The sequence below is a fragment of the Leucobacter iarius genome, assembly GCF_039530105.1.
GTDB lineage: Bacteria > Actinomycetota > Actinomycetes > Actinomycetales > Microbacteriaceae > Leucobacter > Leucobacter iarius.
On the sequence record NZ_BAAAOB010000002.1, the window covers coordinates 20,448 to 34,361 of the forward strand.

Annotated in this window: 12 protein-coding genes; 8 read left to right on the plus strand and 4 right to left on the minus strand. The window is 70.8% G+C overall.

Going from position 1 to position 13,914, the window contains the following annotated elements; genetic code table 11:
• The first annotated feature begins 10 nt into the window (after positions 1-10).
• Genes allE through ABD169_RS09335 form a run of 3 tightly spaced genes read left to right on the plus strand, consistent with a single transcriptional unit; the run spans position 11 to position 3,097 of the window.
• A complete protein-coding gene (gene allE, locus ABD169_RS09325; RefSeq protein ID WP_344031716.1) occupies positions 11-775 on the plus strand; it encodes a (S)-ureidoglycine aminohydrolase in 765 nt (254 codons plus the stop codon).
• Complete coding sequence (locus ABD169_RS09330) at positions 765-2,027, plus strand: amidohydrolase family protein (protein ID WP_344031718.1); 1,263 nt, start codon at positions 765-767, stop codon at positions 2,025-2,027. The genes allE and ABD169_RS09330 overlap by 11 nt, the downstream gene beginning before the upstream one ends.
• Before the next feature lie 23 nt (positions 2,028-2,050).
• Positions 2,051-3,097, plus strand: a complete 1,047-nt coding sequence (locus tag ABD169_RS09335; protein ID WP_344031720.1) for a LacI family DNA-binding transcriptional regulator — start codon at positions 2,051-2,053, stop codon at positions 3,095-3,097.
• Here the strand turns inward: ABD169_RS09335 and ABD169_RS09340 are convergent.
• The 3 genes from ABD169_RS09340 to ABD169_RS09350 all read right to left on the minus strand — a co-directional run bounded on the left by ABD169_RS09340 (position 3,079) and on the right by ABD169_RS09350 (position 6,503).
• On the minus strand, positions 3,079-4,284 hold the full coding sequence (locus ABD169_RS09340) for an amidohydrolase (protein WP_344031722.1): 1,206 nt from the start codon (positions 4,282-4,284) through the stop codon (positions 3,079-3,081). The genes ABD169_RS09335 and ABD169_RS09340 overlap by 19 nt on opposite strands.
• A 63-nt stretch (positions 4,285-4,347) precedes the next feature.
• Entirely contained in the window at positions 4,348-5,457 is a 1,110-nt protein-coding gene (locus ABD169_RS09345; protein WP_344031724.1) for an FUSC family protein, read from the minus strand.
• Entirely contained in the window at positions 5,454-6,503 is a 1,050-nt protein-coding gene (locus ABD169_RS09350) for an App1 family protein phosphatidate phosphatase (protein ID WP_344031726.1), read from the minus strand. The genes ABD169_RS09345 and ABD169_RS09350 overlap by 4 nt, the downstream gene beginning before the upstream one ends.
• A 236-nt stretch (positions 6,504-6,739) precedes the next feature.
• Between ABD169_RS09350 and ABD169_RS09355 the strand changes: the two genes are divergently transcribed.
• The 4 genes from ABD169_RS09355 to cydC are packed head-to-tail and all read left to right on the plus strand — an operon-like array spanning position 6,740 to position 12,620.
• Positions 6,740-8,188 (plus strand): cytochrome ubiquinol oxidase subunit I, encoded by a 1,449-nt coding sequence (locus ABD169_RS09355; RefSeq protein WP_344031728.1) that lies wholly within the window; start codon positions 6,740-6,742, stop codon positions 8,186-8,188.
• Positions 8,189-8,200: 12 nt separating this feature from the next.
• Positions 8,201-9,229, plus strand: coding sequence for a cytochrome d ubiquinol oxidase subunit II (gene cydB, locus ABD169_RS09360; RefSeq protein ID WP_344031730.1), 1,029 nt, complete (start codon positions 8,201-8,203; stop codon positions 9,227-9,229).
• 11 nt (positions 9,230-9,240) lie between these two features.
• On the plus strand, positions 9,241-10,944 hold the full coding sequence (gene cydD / locus ABD169_RS09365; protein ID WP_344031732.1) for a thiol reductant ABC exporter subunit CydD: 1,704 nt from the start codon (positions 9,241-9,243) through the stop codon (positions 10,942-10,944).
• Positions 10,941-12,620 (plus strand): thiol reductant ABC exporter subunit CydC, encoded by a 1,680-nt coding sequence (cydC, locus tag ABD169_RS09370; RefSeq protein ID WP_344031734.1) that lies wholly within the window; start codon positions 10,941-10,943, stop codon positions 12,618-12,620. Before cydD ends, cydC begins: the two co-directional genes overlap by 4 nt.
• Positions 12,621-12,625: 5 nt before the next feature.
• On the opposite strand, the gene ABD169_RS09375 is transcribed toward cydC, so the two are convergent.
• The gene (locus ABD169_RS09375) at positions 12,626-13,087 is read right to left on the minus strand and encodes an Lrp/AsnC family transcriptional regulator (RefSeq protein ID WP_344031736.1); all 462 of its coding nucleotides are present in this window, start codon (positions 13,085-13,087) and stop codon (positions 12,626-12,628) included.
• 141 nt (positions 13,088-13,228) lie between these two features.
• Between ABD169_RS09375 and ABD169_RS09380 the strand changes: the two genes are divergently transcribed.
• Positions 13,229-13,882: a cyclase family protein gene (locus ABD169_RS09380; protein ID WP_344031738.1), complete on the plus strand. Its 654-nt coding sequence runs from the start codon at positions 13,229-13,231 to the stop codon at positions 13,880-13,882.
• Positions 13,883-13,914 lie beyond the last annotated feature (32 nt).

The following is a 13,914-nucleotide window of genomic DNA, read 5'->3' on the forward strand; positions in this document are numbered from 1 at the left end:
GAGCGCCAGCATGGCCGCCGAGATCCTGCCGAACCCCGACCCCGTCGCCACCAGCCGCGGACGGGTCGGGAACCGCTACTACCTGATGACCCCCGACACGATGGTCGAGAACAGCCTGCCGTTCCTGCCGCCGTACTCGGCGGTCGTGCTCGCCGCACCCCAGGGCACGCCGGCGCGCTTCGGGCAGGTGCTGCTGACGCTCGAAGCCGGGGCCGGATCCTCGGGCGAGCTCGGCACCGGCTTCGAGAACTTCCTGTTCGTGCTCGAGGGCGGGCTCGAGGCCGTCTCGGGCGACGAACGTTGGAGCCTCGACGCCGAGGGATACCTGTTCCTTCCCGAGGGGCGCACCTTCCAGCTCGTCGCGACCGCGCGGACCCGCGCGTTGTGGGTGAAGAAGCGGTACCTCCCGGTCGACGGCATCGAGGCGCCGCCGGTCGTGCACGGCACCCTCGCGGGCGTGACCGACCACGATGACGAGTGGATCGACGGCAGCTACGGGCAGTGCCTGCCGGACGACGCACGCTTCGACCTGGCGATGAACATCATGCGCTTCGAGCCCGGCGCACGCTTCCGGATGGTCGAGATCCATCACCAGGAGCACGGCCTCTACCTGCTCTCCGGAGGCGGGATCTACCACCTCGACGGGGACCACGTCGAGGTGCGCGCCGACGACTTCGTGTACATGGCGCCCTACTGCACCCAGGCCTTCACCGTCGCCGGTGCCGGGTCGACCGCCTACCTGCTCTACAAGGATGTGAACCGCGATGGCTTCTGAGACCGGATCGAGCGAACTGCTCGTCAGCGACGCGAGGATCGATGGCGGAGACGGATCGCGGGTGGACCTGCTGGCCCGGGACGGCCGGATCGTCGCGCTCGCGCCGGCCGGGACGCTCGAAGGAGGACCGGGCGCCGAGACGATCCGGGCCGGCGGCGGGCTGGTGTCCGCGCCGTTCGCCGAACCGCACTCGCACCCGGACAAGGTCTACAGCCGCGGCCGGATCCCCGAGCTCGGGCCGCGAGTGATGCGCGATCGCGAGGACCGCATGCAGCGGCAGCGGGACCTGAAAGCGCGGTTCACCCGTGAGGATGTCGGCGAACGGGCCGAACGCTTCCTGCGGGACTGCGCGCTCGAGGGGACCGGTGTCGTGGCCGGACAGGCCGACATCGACTCGATCACCGGGCTCGTCTCGGTCGAGGCGCTGCTGGCCACCCGCGAACGCTGCCGGGACTGGATCGACCTCGTGGTGACCGCGTTCCCGCAGGAGGGGATCGTCGCCGATCGGCGCGCGGCCGAACTCGTGGAGGAGGCGCTCCGGCAGGGCGCCGACCGGGTCGGCGGGTGGCCGAACAACGAACCGGACGAGGCGGCGAGCCTCGAGCACCTGCGCACGGTGTTCGCGCTCGCCGAACGCTTCGGCGCTCCGATCGACATCAACATCGACTACTTCACCGACCCGAGCGAGCGGCTGCTCGAACCGCTCGCCGAGATGACGGTGGCGGCCGGCATGCAAGGACGCGTGAACGCGAACCACGTCGGCGCGCTCGAGACGTACGACGACGACACGGCCGCTCGGGTGATCGAGAAGGTCGCGGCCGCCGGCATCTCGATCACGGTGTGCCCGACGAACCTGTCGGGAACGCGGCCCTACCGCGGCGTGTCCCGCCCGCTCGAACTGCTCGCGGCCGGCGCGAACGTCGCCGTCGGGATCGGCAACTACGAGGACAACTGGGAGTTCCTCGGCACCCTCGATCCCATGGAGCGCGCCCGCTTCGCCTGGCACGCGTTGCCGCTGGCCGGGTTGCCGGGCGAAGGCATCGACGCGGCCTGGAGCCTCGTCACCTCGTCGGCACGGGCCGCGATCGGACGGGCGGCGACGCCCATCGCCGTCGGCGAGCCGGCCGATTTCATCGTGCTCTCGGCTCCCGACCGGATCCAGGCCCTGCGCAACGAAGCGGCATCGCGCTGGCACGTGCGGCGCGGTGAGCTGCTCGCAGCGCGTATTGTCGAAACCGAACTCGTCTCCTGACACGAATCGGAGGGCGGAACGAGATGGCAGAACGCGGTGCCGCACGATCCAGGCGGACGACCATTCGAGACGTCGCCGAGCACCTCGGGCTCTCGGTCAGCACGGTCTCCTCATCGCTGAACGGGGGAGGGACGCTCAAGGAGTCGACGCGTGAGCGCGTGCGGCAGGCCGCCGCCGAGCTCGGCTACCGGCCGAGTCGGACGGCGCTCGCCTTCCGGCTCGGCCGTACCGGGACGATCGCCTATTCGCTGCCGACGGCCGACGACGGCTCGGTGCCGATGCTCGACGTCGAGGCGTACATGATCGGCGCACGTGCGGCCGCGAACGCGGCCTTCGAAGCCGGATACGCGCTCACGCTCACCCCGCCGACGATCCGCGGCGAGGAGGGATGGAACCTCATCGGCGCGGACGGGGTCGTGCTCTGCGATCCGGTGCAGGGCGACGAGCGGCTCGCCTCGCTCGAACGGCTCGGCGTTCCCGTGGTCACCATCGAACGGGACTCCTCGCGGCCCGACTGGCCCTACGTGGTCACGGGGGACTACGAGCGCAACACGCGCACGCTGCTCGACCACCTGCACGAGCGCGGTGCGAGGCGCATCGCCCTGCTCGCACCCGACGCGAGCTGGTCGTCGGCGGAGGACACGATCCGTGCGTACCGCGAATGGGCGACGGAGCACGGCGCCGAGGAGATCGTGCGGCTCATCCCGCCCGCTCGGATCAACCACGACGCCTACGTCGACGCGCTCGAGCTGCTCGGATCCGATCCCCGGCCCGACGCGCTCGTGGCGTCGGCCGAGCAGTACCGCCCCGGCGTGCTGCGCGCGTGCCGAGATCTCGGCATCGGGATCCCCGATCAGCTGCTGATCGCGATCGGCGGCGACAGTCAGGCCGCGGAGCACGGCGACCCCCCGATCACCGCGATCGACTTCCAACCGGCGCTGCAGTCGGAGCTGGCCGTGCAGATGCTGCTGCGCCGCATCGAAGGCGACGCGGTCGAGGGGCCGATCGTGTCCGAGAGCATGCTGCGGGTCCGGGCGAGTTCCGGCCGGGGTCAGACGCCCGGCGCGTAGCGTCCCTCGCGCGCCACGACCCGACCGGCCTTCACGACCGCGAGGGGAACCGGGCGGTCGACGATCAACTGCGGCGCGTGCACGGCGTCCGCGAGCATCAGGTCGGCGGGATCGCCGATCCGCAGCCGCGACTCCGGCAGGCCCATGAGCCGGGCACCCTCGTGCGCCGCGATGTCGAACGCGTGCTGCAGATCGGGGTCGGTGAACACCTCGAGGCGATAGGCGAGCAGGTGGCAGCGCTCGATCATCTCGGCGTTGCCGAACGGGCTCCACGAATCGCGGACCCCGTCGGAGCCGAGGGCGACCCCGACCCCGGCATCGCGGAGCGCATAGACGGGAAGCACGGGTTCGCCGCCGAGTGCCACCGTGACGAGCACGATCCCCGCGTCGACGACGGCACGGTTCATGCGGGCGATCGTGGCCGGCGAGGCGTTCTCGTACGCGAACACGTGGCCGAGGGTGACCCGCCCCTGCAGGCCGAGCCTCGCCGTGCGCTCGGCGATCGCGAGCACCTGCTCCGCTCCGATCTCGCCGTCGTCGTGCAGGTGGAAGTCGATGCCGGCACCCGTGGCGCGCGCGATGCCGAACACGGTGTCGAGCTGGCCGTCGAGGTCGCCGTCGACGCCGATCGGATCGATGCCGCCGACGATGTCGGCGCCGGCCTCGATCGAACGCTCGAGCAGTTCGGCCGTGCCGGGCTCGCGCAGGATTCCCATCTGCGGGAACGCGACGATCTGCACGTCGAGCGCATCGGCGAGCTCGCGCCGTGCGGCGGCGACGCCCTCGACGTTCAGCAGTCCGTGCGCGGGCGCGACGTCGACCTGCGCGCGCATCGCGCGGGTGCCGCGAGACACGGCATGCCGCATGAGTGCGCCGGCGCGTTCGACGACGGGCGTCTCCGCTCGCGTCCGCTGCTGCAGCGCGGCGTCCGCGGTGATGAAGTCGAGCATGCTCGACATGGGCTCCCGGGAGACCCAGGCTCCGCCCCACGTCGTCTTGTCGACGTGGATGTGCGCATCCACGAGCGTCGGGAAGGCCGTGACGCCGCGAGCATCGAGTGTCTCGTGCGCCACGCCGGCGAGCACCTCGGCCGCGTTCGGACCGAGTGCCGCGATCCTGCCGTCGATCACGGCGATGTCGCTCGGCGTCCCCGCGATCCGCGCGTTCGCGATGTGCAGTGCTGGCATGGCGGTGGTCTCCTTCGACTGCCGAGTCTCAGGACCATGGTATACCAAGCGGTCTGCGGAAGGCTAGAGCTCGCCCGTGATGCGGCCGCGCATCCGGCGCAGATCCTCCATGAGCGAACCGATCAGGACCCAGTGCACCGGGTGCGGCTTCGGGATCGTGTACGGCTTCGTGAGCGCGAGGGGCTCCTGGGCCGCGCCGGCATCGGTCTCGCCCTCCGGCAGCGCGGGGTGCGCGAGCAGCTCCAGATCGTGAGCTGCGCGCCGCATCTCCTCGACCATGCCGATGACCGAGGAATCCTCGACGAGCTCGGGGTCGTAGAGATCGTAGATCGCGCGAGACATGCCGATGACCTGCGTGACGATCGGCTGCAACCGCTCGAACAGCGCGTCGTCCGCGGCGAGGGCTTCGCGGTGCCGAGGTCCGCGCGGGTTCAGGCGGAGGCTCTCGCGTGCGCGCCGCAGCAGCGCGTGCACGTCGGAGCGCTTCTCCTGGAGGGCTCTGGCCTGAGTGAGCATGTCGTCCAGCCAGGCCTCGTCGCGGGGCTCGGCGAGCGCGTCCGCCAGCCGCCGCAGTGCTGCGGCCGCATCGAGGGTCAGCTCGCTGATCTTCGACCGGACCGAGGTGGTGCGCACGGGCGCGACGATCGCCGCGTTGACGATGACGCCGATCGCCGCGCCGATCGCGGTCTCGACGAGGCGCTCGACGCCGTAGCCGAGGTGCAGACCGCCGAGGGCGATCATGAGGAGCGCCGAGATGGCGATCTGGTTCATCGAGCTATTGCTCATGCGGAGCAGCCAGCCGACCGCCATGGCCACGACGAAGGCGAGGATGAAGAGCCAGGACTGGGCGCCGAAGATGCTGCCCGCGCCGATCGCGACCGAGACGCCGAGCAGCACGCCGACGACGCGCTCGATCCCCCGGGTGAGCGAGGCGTCGACGCTCTCCTGCACGCAGAGCAGCGCGGCGATCGCGCCGAAGATCGGCAGCTGCTCGGGGAAGATGAGGAGGCAGACGAACCAGGTCAGGATCGCGGCGACCGTCGCTTTGGCGACCTGGAGCAGCGGCGCGCGTTCGTTGACGGTGAAGCGTCCGGTGAGGTTGCGCGAGGCTCGCCGCCACTGCCGCGTCTGCGGCGGCTCGGATCCCGAGAAGCCCGCGGCGCCGGCGCTCACAGCAGTCCCAGCTTGCGCAGCTCCTCGCGCAGCGTGGCGCCGTCGGGTCCGTAGATCCAGGGCACTCCGCTCACGCTGCGGTGCAGGCGGGCCTTCGAACGGCCGCCGGCCAGCACGGCCTCGCCGACCGAGAGCTGCCGGATCGCGACGGCGGCGACGTTCTCGGGGTGCGCGGTCGCGAACTCGTGGTAGAGCGCTTCGTCGTGCTGACCGTCGTCGCCGAACAGCACCCACTTCACCTCGGGGAACTCGCGCGCGAGGCGGCGGAGCTCGCGGCGCTTGTGCTCCTTGCCGCTGCGGAACCAGCGATCATGGGTCGGGCCCCAGTCGGTGAGCAGCAGCGGCCCCATGGGGTAGAGGTTGCGCGCCATGAAGCGGCTGAGCGCGGGTGCCGCGTTCCACGCTCCGGTGGAGAGGTAGATGACGGGGGAGCCGGGGTGGGCCGCCATCAGGTGGTCGAGCATCACGGCCATGCCGGGCGTCGCCGACCGGGCGTGCTCGTCGAGCACGAAGCTGTTCCACGCCGCGACGAGCGGTTTCGGCAGGGCGGTGATCAGGATCGTGTCGTCGACGTCCGAGAGGACGCCGAACCGGGCCGCGGGATCGACGATGTAGACGGGTGCCTCAGCGGGCTCCTCGTCGGCGATGCGCAGACCAATGGTGTGCCAGCCCGGCGACAGCGCCGCGCGAACGTTCGCGTCGACCACGCCGCCGCGATCCGCCTCGACCTCCGCGTGCGGTTCGCCGTCGATCAGCACCTGCACCCGCTGGTGCGGCACGTGCAGGCTCGTGAAGGTGCGCCAGCCGCGCACGCGCGAGACCTCGGCCACGTCCGACCGGAAGCGGCTCTGCTCGTGCGCCGCGGGCTTCAGATAGAGCACGCGGCCGAGCACGCGCACCCACTCGGTCGATCCGTAGCCGATGTAGGGGATCACCGCGGGCAGCTTGCCGCGGGCCTTCGCCCGCTTCTCGCGGCGGGAGTGCACCCAGTCCTCGGTCCGGGCTGCGAGTCTCGGCCGGGAATCGGGAATGGCGGGATCAGTCACCAGTCCATCCTAGGCAGAGACGGGGGTGCCGGGTGACATGTCGCTCGACGTGAAGAAATCCCTGATCCAGGTGTTGTTCGACGTCAAGATGTATTTGCAGTGAACCCCCAGGAAGCGGAAAATGGACAGTGACCGGACACCGTTCGGTAGCTCTGCGGGGAATCACCATCCCCAGCCGGAACTCACTATGGGAGTGCGCTCCATAGTGAGTGCGCGCCCGCACCCTGGAGTGTCATATGAACGACTTCCTCGATGCGCTCACGCTGGCCCGATGGCAATTCGGGCTGACCACGCTGTATCACTTCCTCTTCGTTCCGCTCACTATCGGCCTTGCGTTCCTCGTTGCGATCCTGCAGACCTGCTGGTACCGGACGGGCAAGGCCAAGTACCTCCGCCTGACCAAGCTGTTCGGCAAGATCTTCCTCATCAACTTCGCGATGGGCGTCGTCACCGGCATCGTGCAGGAGTTCCAGTTCGGCATGAACTGGTCGAACTACTCCCGCTTCGTCGGCGATATCTTCGGCGCGCCCCTCGCCATGGAGGGCCTCATCGCCTTCTTCCTGGAGGCCACCTTCATCGGCCTCTGGATCTTCGGCTGGGACAAGCTGCCCAAGGGGCTGCACCTCGCCTCCATCTGGCTCACGTCGATCGCGACGATGCTCTCGGCCTACTTCATCCTCGCCGCCAACGCGTTCATGCAGAACCCGGTCGGCTACGAGATCAACGCTGAGAAGGGCCGTGCCGAGCTCACCGACATCGGAGCGGTGCTGCTGAACCCGGTGGCCACCCACCAGTTCCCGCACACGATCTTCGCGTCGATCATGTTCGCCGCCTGCGTCATGGTCGCCGTCGCCGCCTGGCACCTGAAGCGCAACCAGTTCGTGGACGACATGCGCACCGGGCTCCGGTTCGGGCTCTGGGCCAACATCGTGGCCTTCGCGGGCGTCGCGCTCAGCGGTCACCTGCTCGGCGAGGTCATGACCCAGACCCAGCCGATGAAGATGGCCGCGGCCGAGGCGCTCTACAACACGGCCTCCGGCGCCGACGCGTCGTTCTCCATCTTCAGCCTCGGCACCCCCGACGGCGCGCACGAGATCTTCTCGGTCCGCATCCCGTACCTGCTGTCGTTCCTGTCGACGGGCACCTTCGACGGCACCGTCGAGGGCATCCGGGATCTGCAGGGCGAGTACACGCAGCAGTTCTGCGGCGCGGACTCCACCCTGCTCACCTGCCCGACCGACGGCTCGTTCGTGCCGATCGTCTGGGTGACGTACTGGGCGTTCCGCTGGATGATCGCCCTCGGCGGCCTCGCGACCCTCGTCTCGATCGTCGGCCTCTGGATGACCCGCAAGAACCGCGCGGTGCCGATGTGGGCCTGGCGCGTCGCGATCTGGACCGCCCCCATTCCGATGGTCGCGTCCCTCGTGGGCTGGATCTTCACCGAGATGGGCCGCCAGCCCTGGCTCGTGTTCGGGGTGATGACCACCGCGTCGGGCGTTTCGCCGGGGGTGCCCGGCTGGGCGGTGCTGGTGTCGCTCATCGTGTTCACGCTGGTCTACGGCTCGCTCGCGGTCGTCGAGTTCAAGCTCATCACGAAGGCCGCGAAGGTCGGTACCCCCGACCTGTCCGCGGACGGCGACGACGACGCGGATGCCGACGCGTCGAAGCTGCAGACGGTCTATTAGGAGATCACGATCATGGAACTCACCACCATTTGGTTTCTCATCGTCGGCGTCATGCTCATCGGGTACTTCGTGCTCGACGGCTTCGACTTCGGCGTCGGCATGGCCCTGCCGTTCCTCGGCAAGGACGACACCGACCGCCGCGTGCTCATCAACACCATCGGCCCCGTCTGGGACCTGAACGAGACCTGGCTCATCGTCGCCGGCGCCTGCCTCTTCGCGGCGTTCCCCGAGTGGTACTCGACGATGTTCTCGGGCTTCTACCTGGCGCTGCTGCTGATCCTCGTGGCGCTGATCCTGCGCGGCGTCTCGTTCGAGTACCGCCACCAGGGCAAGGGTCGGGAGTGGACCCGCTGGTTCGACCAGTTCATCTTCTGGGGCTCGCTGCTCCCGCCGCTGCTCTGGGGCACCGCGTTCGCGAACCTGGTGCAGGGGCTGCCCATCGAGGAGCTCTCGACGGGCGGGTGGATCTACACCGGCTCGCTGCTCACGCTGCTGAACCCCTACGGCCTGCTCGGCGGCGTCACGCTGACGCTGCTCTGCTTCACCCACGGCCTGGTGTTCATCGCGCTCAAGACCGAGGGCGACGTGCGCACCCGGGCTCGCGCGCTGGCGACGAAGGTCGGAATTGTGACCCTGGTCGCGGCGGCGGCGTTCCTCGTCTGGACCGTGCTGATGCACGGGGCGCACCCGAACGTCGTGCTGATCGCCGCGCTTGCCGCGGTGGCCGCAGTGGCGTTCATCGTGGGCCTGATCGCGAACCTCCGCGGCCGCGAGGGCATCGCCTTCGCCGGCAACGCGGTCACGATCGCGTTCGCGCTGCTCACGATCTTCGCCGCGCTGTTCCCGAACGTGATGATCTCGAGCACCGATCCCGCCCTGTCCATGTCGATCGCGGACGCGGCGAGCTCGCAGAAGACGCTCGAGCTCATGACCTGGGTCGCGGTGTTCACCATGCCGCTGGTGCTGGCCTACCAGGGCTGGACCTACTGGGTGTTCCGCAAGCGCATCTCGCGGACCCATATCCCGGCAGCCGCCCACTAGGCTGATCCGAGATGAAACCACTCGATCCCCGGCTGCTGCGGACGGCGCGGGCCGCCCGCAGCGTGCTGGCGATCGGAGCGGTCCTCGGCGTGGTCCGCACGCTCGCGGTGGTCGCCTGGTGCTGGTTCCTGGCCCAGGCGATCACCGCGGTCGCGCTGCCCGCTCTCGGGATCCCGGGAGGGGCGACGAGCGCGGCGGGCGGTCGCGTCGCCGAGGGGGCGGCTCCCGTCGCCGATCTGCCGATGCTGCTGCTCGCGGCCGGCGTCGCGCTGGTTGTGCGCACCGGCGCGGGCTTCGCGATGGATCGCCTCGCGGCGCGCGGCGCGGTGCTCGCGAAGTCCCAGCTCCGCACCGCTGCCCTCGACGCGCTCGACGCGCGGTCGCCCCTGGCGACGGACGGCCGATCCGAAGCTGAACGGGCCGTGTCGCTCGGACGCGGCCTCGACGCGCTGGACGGCTACTTCTCGGGCTATCTGCCGCAGCTGATCCTCGCGGCGTGCGCGACGCCGATCCTCGTGCTCACGGTGCTGCTCGCCGACCCGGTGAGCGGGATCACCGTGCTCGTGGTGTTCCCGGTCATCCCGATCTTCATGATCCTCATCGGACTCGCGACCCAGCGGGTGCAGGATCGCCAGTGGTCGCAGCTGAACCGGCTCTCGCGCTCGTTCCTCGACGCGGTCGAGGGCCTGCCCACGCTCAAGATCTTCCGCCGCGAATCGCGGCAGAGCGAGCGCATCGCGCGCGAGACCGGCGAGTACCGCTCCCGTACCATGCAGGTCCTGCGGGTCACCTTCCTCTCGGGCTTCGTGCTCGATCTCGCGGGCACCTTCTCGATCGCGCTGGTCGCGGTCACCGTCGGCACCCGGCTCGTCAGCGGTGGATTCCCGCTCGGGCTCGGCCTCTTCGTGCTGCTCCTGCTGCCCGAGACCTTCGCGCCCATCCGGCAGGTCGGCGCGGCCTATCACGCCTCGGCGGAGGGGCTCGCCGCGGTCGGTGCCGTGTTCGCGCTCATCGACGGTCCCGGCGCTCCGAGCGCTCACAGCGCTGATGCGGCTGCGACCGGAGGCGCGAGCGGGGCCCCGGCCGATGCCCGTGCCGGGCTCGGGCACGGGGGCCGGGGGATCCGCTTCGACGAGGTGGTGGTGCACCGCGGCGACCGCGTCGTCGTCGGCCCGGTGAGCTTCGAGGTCGCTCCGGGCGAAGTGGTGGCGCTCGCGGGGCCGTCCGGTGCAGGCAAGACGAGCCTCGTCGCGACGCTCCTCGGGTTCCTCGAACCCAGCACCGGATCGGCCGCGCACTCCGGTGCGATCGCCTGGAGCGGGCAGCGCCCAGACCTGCTGCAGGGCACCGTCGCCGAGAACCTCGCGCTCGGTGCCGACCGGATCGACGACGAGCGTGCGGAGCGCGTGCTCGGGCGGGTCGGGCTCGGGGATCTCGATGCCCGGACCCCGCTGGGCGCGGGCGGCTCCGGCCTGTCGGGCGGACAGGCGCAGCGCGTCGCCGTCGCCCGCGCGCTCTACCGCGCCGACGAGGCCGGCGCGCACGCCCTCGTCCTGGACGAGCCGAGCTCCGCGCTCGATGCGCAGAACGAGGCCGTGCTCGCCGAAGCGCTCCGCGCCGAGGCGGAAGCCGGGCGCGCGGTGCTCGTCATCAGCCACCGGGCGGCGCTGCTCACCTCGGCGGACCGTGTGATCCGGATCGGAGACGCCGAATGACCCGTTCCGTCGCGCTCGAGCGAGATGCGACTCCGCTCGAGCGGGTCATCGCGCTGGCCCTGCCCGAGCGGTCGAAGCGCGCACCCGGGGTCGCCCTCGGGGTGCTCGCCGACGCCTGCGTGGTCGGCCTGCTCGCGCTGAGCATGTGGCTGATCGTGCGCGCGGGGGAGCAGCCCCCCATCCTGCACCTCACCTTCGCGATCGTGGGCGTGCGCGCTCTCGCGATCGGCCGGGCCGCGTTCCGCTATGCGGAGCGGCTCGCCAGCCACCGGGCGGCGCTCACACAGCTCTCCGATCTTCGCGTGCACGCCTACGAGCGGCTCGTCCCCAGGATCCCCGGCGCGATCGAGGATCGACGTCGAGGGGAGGTCCTCGGTGCCTTCGTCGACGATGTCGACCAGCTGCAGGACCTTCCGCTCCGCGTCCGTCAGCCGATCGTGACGAGCAGCATCGTCATCGGCCTCTCCCTGATCGCGATCGCGATCGTGTCGCCGCTCGCCGCCCTGATCCTCGCCCTGGCGCTCGCGGGGGCGGGCGTGCTCGCGGTCCGCTGGTCCTCCAGGATCGCGGCCGAGAGCGATCGCGAGCTGGGCGCCGCGCGCGCGACCCTGCTGGACGCGCTGCTGGAGCGTTTCCGCGCGGCCGAAGCCCTCGCGGCGTTCGGCGCGCTGGACCGGCAGCGGGAACGGATCTCCGCGGCCGAGGCCGAGCTGTCCCGTGTGCAGCTGCGCCGGGCCCGGGCCGCCGGGCTCAGCGCGGCCGTGCTCGGGGCCGCTTCCGGGATCGCCTCGATCGCGATCCTCCTGCTGCTCGCGCCGGCGACCGGGCAGGGGCTCTCCGCCCCGCTGTTCGCAGCGGCGGTCGTGGTCCCGGCCGCGGTGTTCGAGGTGTTCGCGCTCGTACCGACGGCGTTCGTGGCGCGACGCACCGCACTGGCGAGCGCCGAGCGGGTCGCCGAACTGATCGAGACGCCGCTGCCGGCCGAGATCCCCGTCGACGATGCGGGCGATCGTCCCGCGGTTCCCGAGGCGGATCCGCGTGTCCCGCTGCTCGAGGTCCGCGACCTCTCCGCCGCGCACCCGGGCTCCGCCGGACCCGCGTTCTCCGAGGTGAGCTTCGCGCTGCACCCGGGCGAGACGCTGGTGGTGTCGGGCGAGAGCGGCGCAGGGAAGAGCACCCTCGCCGCCGCGCTCGTACGGTTCCTCGACTACTCCGGCTCGTACGCGATCCGCGGGCGGGAGGCGCGCGACCTCGCTCAGGCGGAGGTGCGGGCCGCCGTGGGGCTCTGCGAGCAGACCCCGCACCTCTTCGACGCGGATCTCCGGCAGAACCTGAAGTTCGCGAAGCCCGACGCGAGCGACGACGAGCTGCTGGCCGTGCTCGATCGTGTGCGCCTCGGCGACTGGGCGCGTGCGCGCGGCGGGCTCGACGCGGAAGTGGGCGAGCGCGGGGCGCTCGTCTCGGGAGGCCAGGCGCAGCGCATCGCGCTGGCCCGGGCGATCCTCGCGGAGTTCCCGGTCGTGATCCTCGACGAGCCGACGGCGGGCGTCGATCGGGAGGTCGCCGACGCGCTGCTCGCCGAGCTGCTCGGGGCGCTGCCGGACGACCGCGCCGCGATCCTGATCACCCACACCGCACTGCCCGAGGGGGTGCGGGCGCGCCGCATCGTGCTCTGAGCCGGTCAGACCGGACTGAGGCCGCGGAAGTGGTCGAAGACGATCTGGGTCTGGGATTGGGCGAGCGCGGGATTCGATCCGATGTGCCGCGCGATCAGATCGCGCAGCGCGGGCACGCTCGCGCACGCGACGTGGAGCACGAAGTCCCGGTCGCCGCCGATCAGATAGACCTGCTGCACCCCGGGCACCCGGCGCAGCTGTTCGGCGAGCGCGGGGATCCCGTCGCGTTCGTGGCTGAGCACGCGGAGCAGGATCAGCGCGTTGACGCTTGCTCCGGTCACCTCCGGATCGATGTCGGCGCGATATCCGCGGATCACTCCGGCGGCCTCGAGTGCTCGGACCCTGCCATGGCAGGTCGAGACCGGGAGCCCGACCCGCGCGGCGAGCTCGGTGTAGGCCAGGCGACCGTCGGCGGCGAGCTCCGACAGGATCGCGCGGTCGGTGTCGGTGAGCGGGAAAGTGTTCACGGGCTCCTCCAGATGGGCGGGTCATGCTGAAGCCTATCCGGATGATCCACCGAAGGCTGGAAGATTTCCGGATTATCGGCGCCGATCCCGCGTTCTCGACAGACTGAGATCGAAACCGCACGTTCGCGATGGAGGGAAGCCGTGCAGATCATCGACCTCAGCCCCGCAGTCGACGGTGCGACCGCCGTCTGGCCCGGCGACGCCCCGTTCCGCCTGCAGCGGCGCTGGTCGATCGCCGCGGGTGACTCCGTCTCCGTGCAGACCATCACGAGCACCGGCCACGTCGGTGCGCACATCGATGCACCCGCCCACGTGCTCGAGGGCGCCCCCGATGCCGCGTCGATCGATCTCGACGCCTGCATCGGATCCTGCCTGGTCCTCGATGTCTCCGAGCTGGTCGATCGCTCGAGCGACCCGTTCAGATTCGCGCCGGAGTCCGCGATCCGCGCGCGGATCGCGGACGTCTCGCCCGCGCCCGTCGAACGCCTGCTGCTACGGCATCGCGCGGCACCCGGCAACGACTGGATGCCGAAGAGCCCGGGCGTCGACCCCGCGTTCGTGCGCTGGTTCGCCGAACAGGGAGGCCGACTGCTCGGGATCGATCTCGACTCCTTCGATCCACTGCAGGACACCGTGCTCGCGGCTCACCGGGCGGCCATCGCCGCAGAAGTCGTACTGCTCGAAGGACTGGATCTCGCGCTCGCGCCCGAGGGTCCCGGCGAGCTCATCGCGTTCCCGCTGCGCCTGGTCGGCGCCGACGCATCGCCCGTGCGCGCCGTGCTCCGGCGCCCCTGACCCCCCCCGAACTTCCCATCCCGGTCGACCGA